Here is a 15,007-nt window from a genome sequence, read left to right on the forward strand (position 1 = left end):
TTCATCGAGTGGGTCACCCCGCCCCCAGCCCCGGGAACACCTGAAGCCCCACCGGGCCAGGGTGATCCGGCCCTGGCCCGGCGACGCCCCGCCAGGGCCGTGTGCGACATCCCGCAACCACGCAAAGGACCCCGACCTTGTCCCCTGACCCGACCACCGTGCACCCGCTGCCCGCCCACGAACGCGTGGTGTTCCTCAACCCGCTGGTCACCTCACCGAACCTGGGCGAAGCCGTTGAACGCCTCGACCTTGTTCGTGGCGGCGCTTGCTGACTGCAAGAGCAACCGCCGGCACGAGCGAGGCTACGACCGGAACCAGCGGCCGGTCACGGCCTCGCTCGCGCTGTGTGCGCCATCTGCCCCGCCCCTGGCCACAGGATCCGCGTGCGTATGGGTTCAACACGCTGCACTTGACAGGGAACGAACCTGGTCCGACGAGACCACCCACGCCATCCACGAAGAACAGACCCTGCGCCCCGCCTGACATTTCCTCGGCGATGGGGCGGTGAAGTGGTACGGCACGATCATCAGCCCGGCACTCGCGGACGCCGCCCACTGGAGCAGCGCGGCCAGCACTGGTCTCCGATGCTCAGATTTGGCCCAAGTGGAGGGCGGCGGTGCGCGCGGGTAGGCCAGGGTGCGAGGTATGGATGTGAACTACTGCCCACCCCCGGTGCCTTGGTCCTGGTCTGCTGGGGGTGCCGACACGGACGGCGCGGGTACGGGGCTGGTGGGCGGGTTCTGTTCGGTTGTGCCGCTGCTGGCGAAGATGAGCAGGCCGATGAGCATGATGAGGACTTTGGTGGCCTACAGGAAGAGCTGGGAAGTTACTCGACCGCTTCCAAGGCCACGGCGTAGTTCTCCCGGGTCCGCCTGATACGGCGAACGTCCGCAACCACAGCCGGACCGCACGGCGATGGACTATGGCGCTCCGTGGCGGTGCTCACCGTCCGCCGCTCCGCCGACGGAGCGGCATTGATGCCGAGTCGCCGACGGTCTGGCCCCGTAGCCAGCGCTTTCGTCCTCAGCGACCTGAGGACTGATGGTGTCGCAACGGCGAAGCGTCTTTCCGGCAGGCGCGGTGCTGTCCGCCGTCGTGCGCAACAGCCCTGGGTCGGCCGTCAGAATGCCTCCCGAACTGTGCGAGGAACGCTGCTACCGGTTCGACTACGTCATTCCGGTCGGTCCCCCCGATCCGAAGGCCCGGGCGGCAATCTGGCAGCGCTACCTCGGCCCAGCCGCCGACGACATCAAGCTGCATCGACTGGTGCTGGCCAGTGAGATGTTCACACCTGCCGACATCGAGTTCGCCGCCCGCAAAGGCTCCCACGCTGCATTCGAACGCGAAGTCACTGACCGCAAAGGCGCGCCGGCCAGCACCGAGGACTACCTCGCTGCCATCGCCGACCCGTCCCACACTCACCGACCAGGCTCTCACCAAGTTCAGAGAAGACATCGAGCACCACGCGCGCATGTGATGTCGGGTGTTCCCGGCCGGGCCAGCACCCGCCGAGAACCCGACGTTGAAGTCGAACTGGCTGGCGAGCAGAAGGCGGGCGAGCGGAGTCACGATACGAGCCCCCTTCGCTCGCCGTCAGAACGCGGTCGCAGACGTGCCGGACCGTCGCGTGGTCGTGAGAGATGAACAGAAAGTCGAGCGCCAGCGCGGAGGCCGTCTCGTCGACTACCAGCAGCTCCGGCCGGTCGCCAGTGCACGCGGGCGATGACTACACACTGGCACCGGCCGCCGGACAGCTCATACGGGCACCGCTTCCCGTGCGCGGGGGGCGAGGCCCCGGCGGCGCGGGCTGAGCGACCTGTACAGGTCATGGAACACCAGCTGGAACCGGGGGTGTGGCGGCCGGAGTTCACGTTCCCGCGGTCGGAAGCGAGCGGCGCCGGCGCCGATGAGGGGCAGGGCCTGGACCGGATCGCGGCGGCGATGTCGTGCGCGCGGTCGGCTGGTGCAGCGGTCGGCGCCGCCCGCGTGACGGCGACGGAAAGGAGGGCGCACAGGAGGTTCCGGGGGCGTACGGCGGCTGGCACGGGTCCTGCATCGGAGAGTACTCCACCCATAACAGATGACAATGAAAACGATTATCGATAAGGTCTCCTCGGTCAATCGAGCGCGCCCTGCCGGTGTCGCCACTGTGACCGGAACACGCCTCAATCCGCGCCGTGAGAAAGGGAATTCGTGGCTCATCTGCTGATGGTCGAGAGCTGGGTCGGGTCCATGGGCAGACTGCTGCCAAGAGCCATTCGCGAGGCAGGTCACGAGTTCACCTTCCTGACCCGTGACCTGCACCACTACCTGCGCTCCGCTCCGGAGGGCACCGCGCACCCCCTCCTCGCAGCCCGCCATGTGCTCACCACGAACACCAACGACACCGACGCACTGCTGCCCTTCGTCGAGCGCACCCACGACGTCCTGCGCTTCGACGGAGTGATCACTTCCTGCGACTACTACCTCCGGACGGCTGCGCAGATCTCGGGGCGCCTTGGGCTGCCCGGCCCCACGCCCGAGGCGGTCGAGAACGCGTGCCGCAAGGACTCGACCCGCCGAGTCCTGGCCGAGACCGGTTTACCGGGACCTCGGTTCGCTGTGTGCGCGGACTGGGCCGAGGCCGCCGCAGCGGCCCACGACATCGGCTACCCGCTGGTACTCAAACCCGTGGACCTGTGCGCCGGGATGTTCGTACGCCGCGCCGACGACGAGGCCGCCCTGGCTCACGCCTACCGCGCGCTCGCCGCCTTCCCCGTCAACGCCCGCGGACAGCGCCGCGACCCTGTAGTGCTGCTCGAAGAACTCCTCGAGGGCCCGGAAGTAAGCATCGAGACCGTGTCCCACGGCGGAGCCGTGCACGTCATCGGCGTCACCGACAAAAGCGTCGGCGGAGCCCCTGCGTTCGTCGAGACCGGCCACATGTTCCCCGCCGTCCTGGACCCGGCGGACACCGAGGCCGCCGAAGAGACCGCGCGCCGGGCGCTCAAGGCCCTCGGTCTCGACCAGGTCGTCGCCCACACCGAGATCAAGCTGACGGCCGACGGGCCACGCCTCGTCGAGGTCAACCCCCGGCCCGCCGGCAACCGCATCACCGAGCTCGTACGTCACGTGACCGGCATCGACCTCGCCGCCGCCTGCGTGGACGTCGCCCTCGGCCGCGCGCCGGACCTCCGCCGCCGTGCCACCGGACTGACCAGCGCCGCCATCGGCTTCCTGGTACCCGACCAGGACGGCGTACTGGAGACCGTCGACGGCGCCGACACCGTCCGCGCGGCCGACGGCCTGCTGGAACTCCAGCTCGCCGACCCCGGCAAGGCCGTCAAAGCCGCCGGCAGCAACAACGAGTACCTCGGCCACGTCATGGCCGGTGACGCCCAGGGCCCCGCCGCCCGGACACGCGTCGAAACCCTCCTCGCGCAGCTGCGTCCCCGGGTGGTGACCCGATGACCGCCCCCACCGGCATACGCGCCGCAGCCGCCTCGTACGACGACCTCGTCCAGCTGGTGCTGGCCGGCCGCATCGGCCCCGATCCGCGCACCCAGCGAATCGCGGTCGCCTTCACCACCCGACAGGCGGTACGACACGAAGGACGCGGCTCCGGCTACCGGAACGAAGTGCTGAGCCTGCGCCTGGCCGAAGTCGTCGGGTCCTGTGCGGTCGAGCCGGGCGAGCTGCCCGACGGCGCCGTCGAGGAATGCGTCGGCGCGGACATCGCCCGCCTCGTCGAACACGAACTGCCCCCGGTCCGGGTCGCCGCCCTCGACGCGTACCTCATGCACGCCCTGCCGCACAGCCCCGGGAACGGCGCACGGCCCTGCCCGCTGACCGCCGGAACGTCGCTGGAGAAGTCCAGGGCCAGGGCCAAGGCCGTGGTGGACCTCATCGACGCCTCCCCCGGAGCGACCGTGCTCGTGGTGGGAGTGGTGAACTCGCTGCTGGAGGCCCTGCGGGCACGCGGCCTCGCGTACATCCCCTGCGACCTCAAGGGCGGCACGACCGAATGGGGCGAAGCGGTACGCACCAACTCCCTGGCGGAGCTGGAGCGCTGCGACGCGATCCTCGCCTCCGGCATGACCCTCGGCAACGGCAGCTTCGAGCCACTGCGCCGGCACGCACAGCGCCACGGCACACCTCTGGTGATGTTCGCGCAGACCGGCAGTGCGGTCCTGCCGCGCCTGATCGGCTCCGGCGTCACCGCGGTGTGTGCGGAGCCGTACCCCTTCTTCTGGCTGGACGGCGGCCCGGGGACCATCCACCGCTACGGAGACGCCCGATGACCACGATCCTCCTCGGCTCCGCACGCGCCACGGGCAACCGGGAGCTCCTCGGCCTGCTCGGCCGCACCCCTCTCGCCCGCGTCACGGTCGACCTGCCCTGCCCGCAGCCGGGCTTCTGGGCCAAGCTGGAAGGACTCGGCGTCGGCGGCATGAAGGCCCGTGCCGCCGTCTCCATGTTGCTGGGCGCCCAGGAACGCGGCGAACTGCGGCCGGGCGCGCCCGTGGTGGAGTCCACCTCCGGGACGCTCGGCATCGGACTGGCCTTCGCCGGACAGGCCCTCGGCCACCCGGTCGTGCTGGTCGGCGACAGCGAGCTGGAACACTCGATGCGCCAGCTGCTCCGCGCGCACGGTGTCCACCTAGAACTCGTCGACCGCCCGGCGGCCGAGGGCGGCTGGCAGGCCGCCCGGCTCGCCCGGCTGCGCCAACTGCTCACCCTGCTGCCCGACGCTTACTGGCCCGACCAGTACAACAACCCGGACAACACGGCGGGTTACGCCTCACTCGCGGCTGAGCTGGCCACCCAGCTCGATCACCTCGACGTGCTGGTCTGCAGTGTCGGAACCGGCGGCCACAGCGCCGGCATCACCGGACCGCTGCGACGCCACTGGCCCCGCCTGCGGCTCATCGGCGTGGACGCCACCGGCTCCACCATCTTCGGACAGCCTGCCAGGCCCCGCCTCATGCGCGGCCTCGGCAGCAGCATCCACCCGCGCAACGTCACCTACGACGCCTTCGACGAGGTCCACTGGGTCGGCCCCGCCGAGGCCGCCGACGCCTGCCGCCGACTGGCCCGCGGTGCCTTCGTCAGCGGCGGCTGGAGCACCGGCGCCGTCGCCCTCGTCGCCGCCTGGGCCGCCCGCGTCCACCCCGGCGCGGTCGTCGCCACCGTCTTCCCCGACGGACCGCACCGCTACCTCGGCAGCGTCTTCGACGACGACTTCACCACCACCCACGGCATCGCCCCCGCCACCGCCGCCACCCGCCCCGTCGAGATCTCACACCCCAAGGCCGTGGAAGCCACCGGCTGGGCCCGCTGCCGCACCGTCACCGATCCGCTCGCCACTCCCCAGGAAGAGAAGCCGTGAAGGCCGGCCTGCGCACCGTACGCCTCGACCTCGCCGAGCCGCTGCGCATCTCCCGCTCCACGATGGCGGCCCGCGAGGCCGTGTGGCTGACCATCGAGCACGAAGGGCAGCATGGCCACGGCGAGGCCGTCACCAGCGTGTACTACGGACTCGACGCCAACGCCCTCGGACGGCTGCTGCACACGCAATCCCAGTGGCTGGCCGGGTTCACCGATCCCGAGACCGCCCTGGAAGACTTCCGGGTTGGTGCCGGACACGCCGCCCCGCCGGCTGTGACCGCCGCCGTAGAGTCCGCGCTGCTCGACCTCGTCGGCAAGCGCGCAAGCGTCCCGGTCCACCAGCTCCTGTGCGCCCGAGGTGCCCCGCCCCGTGCCGCGACCGCCCGCACCATCGGCATCACCGCACCGGAGCGAGCCCAGGCGCAGGCGGCCCGCCTCGTACGCGACGGATTCTCGGTCCTCAAACTCAAGGCCGGCGCTCCGGACGCGGCCGAAGACCTGGCCCGTGTGCGGGCCGTCCGCACCGCCGCCCCCCACGTCCGGCTGCTTCTCGACCCCAACGGAGCATGGACCGTCCAGGAGTCCGAGCGACTGCTCCCACTCTTCGCGGAACTGGGCGTCGAAGCTGTCGAGCAGCCATTGGCGCCCGGCGATCCCGAGGCACTGGCGAAGCTCGCGGAGCGCTCGCCGCTTCCCGTCATCGCGGACGAGGACGCGGTCGACCTGGAGGACGCCCGCCGCCTCGCCGGGAGGGTTCAAGGCATCAACGTCAAGCTGGCCAAGTGCGGCGGCGTCAGCGCCGCCCTGCGCATCGCCGAACTGGTCGCGGGCACCGGAACCGAGCTGATGCTCGGCTGCCTGACCGCCAGCACCCTTGGCATCGCCCCCGCTGTCCACCTCGCCGACCGCGCCCGCTGGGTCGACCTCGACGGCCACCTGTTGCTCGCCGACGACCCGTGGACGGGCATCGGCGGTACCGACGGCACCGTACGGGCGAGCCGGGACCCGGGCCTGGGCATACGCGAGCGCGGCGCCGAGGAGGCCGCGGCATGAAGACATGGCACGAGATACGCAGCTTCCCGCTCGCGATCCGGCTCCTCCTGGTCAACCAGCTCGGCGTCAACACCGGCTTCTACCTGCTCGTCCCGTACCTCGCCCTGCACCTGAGCGAGGACCTGGGGATGTCTGCGGCCGTCGTCGGCATCGTGCTCGGCGTGCGCAACCTCAGCCAGCAAGGGCTGTTCCTCATCGGCGGGACGGCGTCGGACCGGCTCGGAGCACGCGGCGTCATCATCGCCGGATGCGCCCTGCGCACCGTCGGCTTCGGACTGTTCGCACTCGGCGACGGACTGCCCGTGCTCCTCGCCGCGTCCGTGCTCAGCGGTCTGGCCGGCGCCCTTTTCAATCCGGCGGTACGGGCCTATCTCGCCCTGGAAGCAGAGGAGCGCAAGGCGGAGGCGTTCGCCCTGTTCAACGTCTTCGCCACCATTGGCGCCCTGATCGGACCACTGCTCGGCAGTGCACTGCTGCTGGTCGACTTCCGTGTCTCCGCACTCACCGCGGCCGGGATCTTCGCGGTGCTCACCGCCGCCCAGGCCCTGGTGCTGCCGGCCCGCCAGGTCGCTCCGACTGGCAGCACCGTCGTCGCCGACTGGCGCGAGGTGATCGGCAACCGAGGTTTCCTCGCCTTCGCCCTGGCCATGGTCGGCATGTTCACGCTGGAGAACCAGCTGTACCTGCTGCTGCCCGACGGGGCCCGGCGGGCCACCGGCTGGGAAGGCGCCGCCGGGCTTGTCTTCCTCATCGGCACGCTCGCCAACCTCTGGCTCCAGTTGCGCATCACCACCGCGCTGAAGAAGCGGGGCAGCAGGGCGCGCTGGATCAGCGCCGGACTCGTGCTGATGGGACTGTCCTTCGTACCGCCGATGGCGATGTCGGGGCACGACAACACCCCTGACGATCTCGCAGACGCGGTGCTGCGCGCGCTGCCCGTCCTGGCCGGTGCCCTGCTGCTCCACCTGGGCGTGATGCTGGCCCAGCCGTTCGTGATGGAACTGGTCCCCGGCTTCGGCCGAGCCGAACTCACCGGCACCTGCTTCGGCCTGTTCTACATGGTCTCCGGCATCGCCGCCGCCGTCGGCAACACGGTCGTCGGCTGGGCCATGGACACCGGTGAACGCACCGACACGCCGTGGCTGCCGTGGGCGTGCTGCCTGGCCTTCGGACTCTCCTCCGCCGCCGGTGTCGCCTGGCTGCACCGCCGCCGGGTCCTTCCGGCCCGCCCCACGTCCGTTCCGGCGACAGCATGAGGAGCACGCCACCCATGACCGCCACCACTGCGAACCTGCTCACCGACAACCCCGCGCTGTACGAGACCTGCTTCCCCGACCCCGAACGGCTCGCCGGACGCTGGGCCGAGGACTGCCTGCGCCGGTACGGGCCGCCCGGCCCACGCGTCCTGGACATCGGCTGCGGCACCGGCCGCGACGCCGCCCACCTGCACCGCGCAGGGCGTACGGTCACCGGCGCCGACCTGTCCGACGCGATGCTGGAGTACGCCCGCGTCCGGCACCCCGGTCCGGCATACGTCCGGGCCGACCTGCACGGCTTCGACTTCGAAGAACACTCCTTCGACGCCATCGTGTGCCTCGACAGCGCCCTGCTGTACTGCCACACCAACGACCAGCTCGACAGGTTCCTGGCATCCTGCCGCCGCACACTGATGCCTGGCGGACTGCTCGTCGCGGAAATGCGCAACGGCGCCTTCTTCCTCGGCCGCACGGAACTCCTCGACGCTCCGTCCACCAACGGTTTCACCTGGCGGGGAACCGCCTACCGCTCCACCACCACCCTGACCGTGGACAGGACCGCCCAGCTGCTGCGCCGCACACGGGTGTGGACCGCCGACGACGGCACCGCGCCGGTCGAGCAGCGCTCCGCGTGGCGCCTGCTCTTCCCCCAGGAGCTGCGCCATGTCCTGGCCGCCCACGGCTTCGAGGTGCTCGCCCTGTACGACGGGCCGGGCCCGCGCACCGAACCACCGTGGCAGGAGGGCGACCTGCCCGCCGCGACAGCCGACGCAGATCGGCTGCATCTGGTCGCCCGCCTCATCCCAGCACCCCGCCCCTGAACCCCTCCGCTTCCATCCGCCCGTACAGCAGCAAGGAACACCCCCATGAACGACACCTCTGTGAACGACCCGCGCTTCCCCGGTCTGCGCCGCCGAGGCGTCCTCGCGGCAGGTGCCGTCGGTCTCGGCGCCCTCGCCGTCACCGGCTGCGCCGGCACCGGACCGGCCGCCGACACCTCCAAGGCCGACGGCAAGCCCCGGCGCGGCGGACGGCTGCGCGCCGCGTTCGCCGGCGGCGGCGCGAGCGAGACGCTCGACCCGCACCTTGCCAACCTCTTCGCGGACGTGGCCCGCGCCAAGGCCCTCTTCGACAAGCTCGCCGACTACGGCCCCAACCTGTCCGCCCAGCCGCGGCTCGCCGCGACGTGGGAACCGAGCGCCGGCCTGAACCGCTGGAAGGTCACGCTGCGCAAGGCCGGTTTCCACAACAGCAAGCCGGTCACCGCCAAGGACGTCCTGTACAGCTATCGGCGCATCACCGATCCGAAGCAGGCGTTCCGCGCGAAGGCGTCCCTGGAACCCATCGACCTCGATGCGAGCCGTGCGCTGGACGACCGGACCGTCGAGTTCGTCCTCAAGCGCCCGACCGCCGAGTTCCCCAACGTGCTCGCCGCGTTCGGCGCGTACATCGTGCCCGAGGGCGAGCAGGACTTCGACAACGAGCCGGTGGGCAGCGGCCCCTTCCGCTTCGTCTCCTTCGCCCCTGGCAAGTCCGCGGTCTTCCGGCGCAACGAGGACTACTGGGACGGCGCCCCCTTTCTGGACGAGCTGGAGTTCATCGTCGCCAACGAGGAGTCCGCCCGCGTCAACGCCCTCCTCGGCGGCCAGATCGAATACGCCCACGAGCTCAACCCCACCACCGCCCGCGCCCACGAAGGCAAGGGCCGGATCGAGATCATCCGGCTCCGCAACAGCGCCATGCAGTCCTTCGCGATGAAGACCGACCGCCCTCCCTTCGACGACAAGCGCGTACGGGAGGCGTTCTTCCTGATCGCCGACCGGAAGGAGCTGGTCGACGGCGCCCTGTCCGGCGCCGGCGAGATCGGCAACGATCTGTTCGGCAAGGGCTACGAGTACTACGCCGCGAGTCTGCCCCAGAGGGAACAGGACCTCGACCGGGCCAAGGCACTGCTCAAGCAGGCCGGCGCCGAGGATCTCAAGGTCACCCTCGACACCTCGCCCGTCGCCGCTGGATTCGCCGAAGCCGCCACCATCTTCCGCGACCAGGCCGCCCGAGCGGGTGTGACCATCACCGTCAGGACCGGCAGCAAGGACAGCTACTGGAAGGACATCCTCGAATCCGGAACCCTTTGCTCCTACCGCTCCGGCGCCATGCCCATCGAGACCCACATCTCCCAGCGCCTGCTCACAGGTTCCACCACCAACGCCACCAAGTGGCAGCACAAGGACTTCGACGCCCTCTACCAGCAGGCACAGTCCACCAAGAACAAGACCGCCCGCGCCGCAGTCCACGAGCGCATGCAGCGCCGCCTGTACGCCGAAGGCGGCTTCCTGGTCTGGGGCTTCGCCGACTGGATCCTCGGCACCGCCCGCAACGTCCGCGGCGTCGAGACCAAGGCACCGGCCAACTCCCTCGACTGGGCGCGCTTCGACAAGGTGTGGCTCGCGTGACCGGACTCCGGCCCTGGATCGCCCGGCGGCTCCTGCTCGGTGCGGCACAGACGGCAGCCGTCGTGCTGCTCGTCTTCGCCCTCACCGAGGCGCTGCCGGGCGACGCCGCCGTCGCCCTCGCTGGCGACCAGCCCGACCCGGAGCGCATCACCGCCATCCGCGAGGCGATGGACCTCGACCGGCCCGCACACGAACGCCTGGCGGACTGGGCGGCCGGGCTGCTGCACGGGGACTTCGGCACCTCCCTGGCCTCCGGTCGCCCCGTCAGCACGTACATCGCCGAAGGCTTCGGGCCGACACTGCTGCTCGCCGCCCTGACGGTCGCGCTCCTCATCCCCGTCGGTGTCGGCCTCGGTGTCCTCTCCGCCCGCCACGAGGGCCGATTCGCGGACCGGCTGATCAGCTCGGTGACGCTCGGCGCCTACGCCGTACCCGAGTTCGCCTTCGGCATACTGCTGGTCACCGTCTTCGCCCTGCGCCTGGGGTGGCTCCCGCCGACCGCCGTCGGCTACGGCACCGACCTCCTGGCCCACCCCGCCGCGCTGGTGCTGCCCGTGCTCGTCCTGCTCTCCCGCCCCGTCTGCTCCCTGGCCCGACTCGTACGCGCCGGCATGATCGACGCACTGGCTTCGCCCTACGCGGCACACGCCCACCGCTACCGCGTTCCGGGCGTCCGCATCCGCTACGGACACGCTCTTCCCAACGCCATCGCGCCCGCCACCCAGCAACTCGCCCGCACCATCGACTGGTTGCTGTGCGGCGTCATCGTCGTGGAAGCGATGTATGTGATCCCCGGCCTCGGCACCGTCCTGATGAACGCCGTCGCCGAGCGGGACGTACCGGTCGTCCAGGGCCTCGCCGTCGTCTTCGGCATCACCACCGTCCTCCTCAACCTCGGCGCCGATCTGGTCACGCGCCGCTTCGCCCCGCGGACGGAGGTGGCCGCATGAAGTCCCGTTTCGCACTCGGCGTCGTCGTCGGCGTTCCTCTCGCCCTGGCCCTCCTCGGACCGCTGTTCACGGGCGGCCCGGGGCCCCGGGCCGCTTCGTTCACGCTCGGCGGCGGACACTGGCTCGGGACCGACTTCGTCGGCCGGGACGTCTGGCGCCAGGTGCTGCTCGGGGGACGTTCCGTGGTGGTCGTGGCGCTGGCCGCGACCACCCTGGCCTACCTCGTGGCGGTCCCCATCGGCCTCGCCGGCGCGCTCACCCACCGCGCCTGGCTGGAAGAGCTTGCCATGCGGCCGCTGGATGTGCTGCTCGCCGTGCCGTCACTGCTGATGATCCTGCTCGTCTCCGCCGTCTTCACGCCCGGTGCCGTCGGTCTCGCCATGCTGGTGGCGCTCGTCAACATCCCCGACGCCGCCCGGATCGTACGGGCCGCGGCGGCCGAGGCCGCATCGCGTCCGGCGGTCGAAGCACTGCGGATGCAGGGCGAGACGTGGTGGCGCACGGCCGTCGGCTACGTCGGCCGGTCCCTCACGCGTACGCTCGCCGCCGACGCCGGCGTACGGCTGACCGGTGTGCTGTACCTCGTCGCCACCGCGGCGTTTCTCGGCGTCGGCGTCGAGCCGGACGCGGCCGACTGGGCGGTGATGGTGGACCGAAACCGCACCGGACTGTACGTCCAGCCCTGGGCCGTGGTCGTGCCCGCGCTGCTCATCGTCGGCCTCACCATGGGGACCAATCTGCTCGTCGACGCCCAACTGGAGAAGAGGAAGCGGAAGTGAACGCCGACAACGCCGTGAACGCGGTCGCGGAGATCGAGAACCTGCGCGTGGAGGTCGGCGGCCGGGCCATCGTCGACGGCGTCGATCTGCGGGTGCTCCCCAGCACGATCACCGCCCTCGTAGGCGCGTCCGGCAGCGGCAAGACAACCACAGGCCTCGCCCTGCTCGGGGAGTACCCTGCCGGCGCACGCGTGACCGGCAGCGTACGAGTACCCGACGGCCTGGTCGGATACATCCCGCAGCACCCGAGCGCCGTCCTCAATCCCGCCCGCCGCATCAATGCCCTGCTTTCCGACATCGCCCGCACGCAGATACGGCACCTGCCACGGCAAGGCCGCCGAGCCGCTATCCGCAAGCGCGTCCTGCGCGCCCTGTCACTGGCCCAGATACCCGACGCCGAGGCGATGCTGGGCCGCTACCCCCACCAGTTGTCGGGCGGCCAACAGCAGCGCGTCGTCCTCGCACAGGCACTACTGCTCGGAGCCAGGGTGGTGGTGGCCGACGAGCCGACCACCGGCCAGGACGCGCTGACGAAACGAAACATCGTCGACCAGCTCGCCGCCGTGGCCCAGGAAGGAATCGCCGTCGTCCTGCTCAGCCATGACCTCGATGTCGTACGCGCACTTGCCGACGAGGTTCTGGTCATGCGTGACGGGCACGTGGTCGAGTCCGCGCCGGCCGAGCGCCTGTGGCTCACCCCACGGCACCCCTGGACAGCCGAACTCCTGGCATCCGGAACCACCACCGGACCCATCGAACCAGCATCCGAAGGAGACACGGTCCTCCAGACCGGGCCCCTCACCGCCCACCACGGCCGAACGGCAGTACTCCGCACGCCCGGGCTCACCCTACGCACCGGCGAATGCCTGGCCGTTGTCGGCCGCTCGGGCAGCGGAAAGACCACCCTCGCCCGCTGCCTGGCCGGCCTGCACCGGAACCACGACGGCGAGATCCGTCTCAACGGCACCCCGCTTCCGCGCAGCCTCAGGGACCGCACGCGCGAGCAGCTCGCCGCGGTCCAGTACGTCTTCCAGGACGCCAGGGCGGCGTTCGACGAACACCGCCAGGTCCTCCACCAGGTAGCCCGAACGGCGGTGCGGCTGCGCGGGACGGTCGAGGAGGATGCCCTGGCCGAAGCACTCACCACTCTCGTCGGCCTCGGCCTGACCGAGGACCTCGTACACCGTCGCCCTGGCCGACTGTCCGGCGGCGAACTCCAGCGCGCCGCGCTGGCCCGCGCCCTGCTGGCCCGGCCACGCGTGCTGATCTGCGACGAGATCACCTCAGGCCTCGACACCGTCACCCGGCAGAGCATCCTCGACACGCTCACCGGACTCGTGTATGGCCGAGGCGACCTGTCTCTGATGCTGGTCACGCACGACCTCACCACAGCTGCCCTGGCCACCCGTATCGCCGTCCTGGAGGCCGGCCACCTCGTCGAAGAGGGACCGGCACAGCAGCTCCTCACCACGCCGCAGCACCCGTCCAGCGTGCGGCTGTTGGAGACCGCCGGGGCCAGGATCGATCCATGACGACCACTGTTTCCGACGGTGTGTTTTGGCCCCACTGGAATCCGCCCTCCTCGACGCTTTCTCGTCATTGCAACACCTTTGGGGTCTTGCGTTGCGACGAGATCTAGAACTCACCCCGGTACCCCGGGGCCAAAAGAGGCCGCCCTACTGCGGTCGGCGCGGCACCAATACCGGCGGTGGGTGACCCGGAGCTGCTCACCGGTTGGTGACCGAGGGGGGATTTCGGGCCGCTCGTCCGTCTCGGTGCGGCTGGGTGGCGACGCACCCGGCGGCGGCCAGCGCCCCCGGGCACCTGCGTACGGGCGGGCGCCCCGGGCCGGTCCGGCGGACGGGCTGTTCCGCGTCATCACACGGGCATTCGCAGTGTTCGTACGGCGCTTCGGCGCGGCCGCTGTTCACGGCGGCCCGCTGCCCGGTGTCACCGGTGGCACTGTCGCGGAGGACACCGGTTCGGGTGGTTCCTCTGTGGGCCTGTCACCTGTTGCGGGGGGTGCGTCGTTTCGTGCTGCGGTTCTTGCGCCGGGCCTTGCGGCCGGGAGGGCGGGTCGGGGCGGTGTCGGCCGACTGCGTGGTCAGGGCGGCGAGGGTGAGTGCGGCCAGGTCGATCCAGTTCTCGGGGAGCCCGAGCTTGAGTACGTGGCGGCTGAGACATCGCTCCCGTACCCCGTACTCGCAGACCTGGCCCTGGGCTGCTGCTCGGCGAACCGGTGAGGCTCTCGTAGAGCCGGTCCTTCCATGCCGTGTCTGCCGCCGCATACCGCGCGTGCCGATGTACGGGAAGCGCTTCGCTCGCGGACACGGCCACCGACGGGAAGCCACCCGTGCCCCATGCCCCGCAGGACCGGCCGTCAGCCAGCGCAGCCTCTACAGGCTCACTCCGTCCCCGGCCCGGCACTCTGTGTCGGGACGTGGCGCGCCACCACCGCTTCCAGCTCGGCCCGGACCTCCGGAGGGATCCCGCCCGGCGAGAGGATCAGCTCGTCCAGGTCTTGATCTGAGCGGCGACTTCCCGCGCCGGGAGCCCATCCCGGGCGGCGCGGGCCAGCGGGAGAACGGTGTCCAGGCCAGGGCTCACCGGCTGGCCGCACGCCGACAGGTAGGCCGCGGTCACGGTGGCCGCGAACAGCAGGTTCCGCATCTCCAGGCTCGGGTTCCTGGCCAGCTCGCACAGCAGCGCCGCAGCCTTGTGATGGGGCTCGGGGTAGACCTCGTGGTCAAGGATCTCCGCCCGGTGACGTGCTTCCGCCGCGACCGGGACGCCGTAGTCGACGACCTGGGGGTCTCCCGGAATCTGCTGCGCCACGGCCAGGATCCATGCGAGATCGATGCGGAGGTTCACGCGGCGTCCCTCGTTGCCGTCTCCGCCACTTTGTCCGGGAGGCCGGGGTACCGGTCCTCGCCGACTTCCGCCTCGAACTCGTCCGTGTACGCGGCTAGGAACGCCGCAGCGCCCGCCATGAAGGCGGCGCGTGACTGGTTCACATCGGCCTCGATCAGGTCGGCCACGTACCCCTGGAAGCTCAGGCCGCGGCGCCTGGCCCGGTCCTCGGCGGCTGCTTTGACGTCTTCTTCCAGCCGGATGTTCGTCTGCTTTCCCATACCAGCACTGTAGCTATG

General features: G+C 70.7%; 13 protein-coding genes and 2 pseudogenes. 12 read left to right on the top strand and 3 right to left on the bottom strand.

The genetic code is table 11. The features are described 5' to 3' along the window. Positions 1-137: 137 nt before the first annotated feature. The 12 genes and pseudogenes from OG978_RS46065 to OG978_RS46120 all read left to right on the top strand — a co-directional run. Positions 138-224, top strand: a pseudogene (locus OG978_RS46065) (antibiotic acetyltransferase); the annotation flags it as partial. A 934-nt stretch (positions 225-1,158) separates the two neighbouring features. Next, a pseudogene (locus tag OG978_RS46070) lies at positions 1,159-1,477 on the top strand (AAA family ATPase); the annotation flags it as partial. A gap of 716 nt (positions 1,478-2,193) precedes the next feature. Further along, positions 2,194-3,450: an ATP-grasp domain-containing protein gene (locus OG978_RS46075; RefSeq protein ID WP_326770995.1), complete on the top strand. Its 1,257-nt coding sequence runs from the start codon at positions 2,194-2,196 to the stop codon at positions 3,448-3,450. Further along, positions 3,447-4,280 carry a Rossmann-like domain-containing protein gene (locus tag OG978_RS46080; RefSeq protein WP_326770996.1) on the top strand — a complete coding sequence of 278 codons (834 nt, stop codon included), beginning with the start codon at positions 3,447-3,449 and terminating at the stop codon, positions 4,278-4,280. Before OG978_RS46075 ends, OG978_RS46080 begins: the two co-directional genes overlap by 4 nt. Then, positions 4,277-5,368, top strand: a complete 1,092-nt coding sequence (locus OG978_RS46085) for a PLP-dependent cysteine synthase family protein (protein ID WP_326770997.1) — start codon at positions 4,277-4,279, stop codon at positions 5,366-5,368. The genes OG978_RS46080 and OG978_RS46085 overlap by 4 nt, the downstream gene beginning before the upstream one ends. Further along, positions 5,365-6,420, top strand: coding sequence for a dipeptide epimerase (locus OG978_RS46090; RefSeq protein ID WP_326770998.1), 1,056 nt, complete (start codon positions 5,365-5,367; stop codon positions 6,418-6,420). Before OG978_RS46085 ends, OG978_RS46090 begins: the two co-directional genes overlap by 4 nt. Beyond that, positions 6,417-7,676, top strand: a complete 1,260-nt coding sequence (locus OG978_RS46095) for an MFS transporter (RefSeq protein ID WP_326770999.1) — start codon at positions 6,417-6,419, stop codon at positions 7,674-7,676. Before OG978_RS46090 ends, OG978_RS46095 begins: the two co-directional genes overlap by 4 nt. Before the next feature lie 14 nt (positions 7,677-7,690). Further along, positions 7,691-8,497: a class I SAM-dependent methyltransferase gene (locus OG978_RS46100; protein WP_326771000.1), complete on the top strand. Its 807-nt coding sequence runs from the start codon at positions 7,691-7,693 to the stop codon at positions 8,495-8,497. 45 nt (positions 8,498-8,542) lie between these two features. Then, positions 8,543-10,129 (top strand): ABC transporter substrate-binding protein, encoded by a 1,587-nt coding sequence (locus OG978_RS46105; protein ID WP_326771001.1) that lies wholly within the window; start codon positions 8,543-8,545, stop codon positions 10,127-10,129. Continuing rightward, entirely contained in the window at positions 10,126-11,079 is a 954-nt protein-coding gene (locus OG978_RS46110; protein WP_326771002.1) for an ABC transporter permease, read from the top strand. Before OG978_RS46105 ends, OG978_RS46110 begins: the two co-directional genes overlap by 4 nt. Beyond that, positions 11,076-11,858, top strand: a complete 783-nt coding sequence (locus OG978_RS46115; RefSeq protein ID WP_326771003.1) for an ABC transporter permease — start codon at positions 11,076-11,078, stop codon at positions 11,856-11,858. The genes OG978_RS46110 and OG978_RS46115 overlap by 4 nt, the downstream gene beginning before the upstream one ends. Further along, the gene (locus OG978_RS46120; RefSeq protein ID WP_326771004.1) at positions 11,855-13,390 is read left to right on the top strand and encodes an ABC transporter ATP-binding protein; all 1,536 of its coding nucleotides are present in this window, start codon (positions 11,855-11,857) and stop codon (positions 13,388-13,390) included. Before OG978_RS46115 ends, OG978_RS46120 begins: the two co-directional genes overlap by 4 nt. Before the next feature lie 474 nt (positions 13,391-13,864). On the opposite strand, the gene OG978_RS46125 is transcribed toward OG978_RS46120, so the two are convergent. The 3 genes from OG978_RS46125 to OG978_RS46135 form a co-directional block, all read right to left on the bottom strand. Then, positions 13,865-14,146, bottom strand: a complete 282-nt coding sequence (locus tag OG978_RS46125; protein ID WP_326771005.1) for a hypothetical protein — start codon at positions 14,144-14,146, stop codon at positions 13,865-13,867. A 217-nt stretch (positions 14,147-14,363) separates the two neighbouring features. Further along, the gene (locus OG978_RS46130; RefSeq protein WP_326771006.1) at positions 14,364-14,729 is read right to left on the bottom strand and encodes a hypothetical protein; all 366 of its coding nucleotides are present in this window, start codon (positions 14,727-14,729) and stop codon (positions 14,364-14,366) included. Then, positions 14,726-14,989, bottom strand: coding sequence for a hypothetical protein (locus tag OG978_RS46135; protein ID WP_326771007.1), 264 nt, complete (start codon positions 14,987-14,989; stop codon positions 14,726-14,728). Before OG978_RS46135 ends, OG978_RS46130 begins: the two co-directional genes overlap by 4 nt. Positions 14,990-15,007: the final 18 nt, after the last annotated feature.

It is taken from the genome of Streptomyces sp. NBC_01591 (genome assembly GCF_035918155.1).
Classification (GTDB): Bacteria; Actinomycetota; Actinomycetes; order Streptomycetales; family Streptomycetaceae; genus Streptomyces.

Bases quoted from the DNA above. Each gene is read 5' to 3' on its own strand.
- OG978_RS46080 (WP_326770996.1), top strand. From the start codon at position 3,447: ATGACCGCCCCCACCGGCATACGCGCCGCAGCCGCCTCGTACGACGAC.
- OG978_RS46085 (WP_326770997.1), top strand. From the start codon at position 4,277: ATGACCACGATCCTCCTCGGCTCCGCACGCGCCACGGGCAACCGGGAG.
- OG978_RS46095 (WP_326770999.1), top strand. From the start codon at position 6,417: ATGAAGACATGGCACGAGATACGCAGCTTCCCGCTCGCGATCCGGCTC.
- OG978_RS46100 (WP_326771000.1), top strand. From the start codon at position 7,691: ATGACCGCCACCACTGCGAACCTGCTCACCGACAACCCCGCGCTGTAC.
- OG978_RS46105 (WP_326771001.1), top strand. From the start codon at position 8,543: ATGAACGACACCTCTGTGAACGACCCGCGCTTCCCCGGTCTGCGCCGC.
- OG978_RS46115 (WP_326771003.1), top strand. From the start codon at position 11,076: ATGAAGTCCCGTTTCGCACTCGGCGTCGTCGTCGGCGTTCCTCTCGCC.
- OG978_RS46125 (WP_326771005.1), bottom strand. From the start codon at position 14,146: ATGCGGCGGCAGACACGGCATGGAAGGACCGGCTCTACGAGAGCCTCA.
- OG978_RS46135 (WP_326771007.1), bottom strand. From the start codon at position 14,989: ATGGGAAAGCAGACGAACATCCGGCTGGAAGAAGACGTCAAAGCAGCC.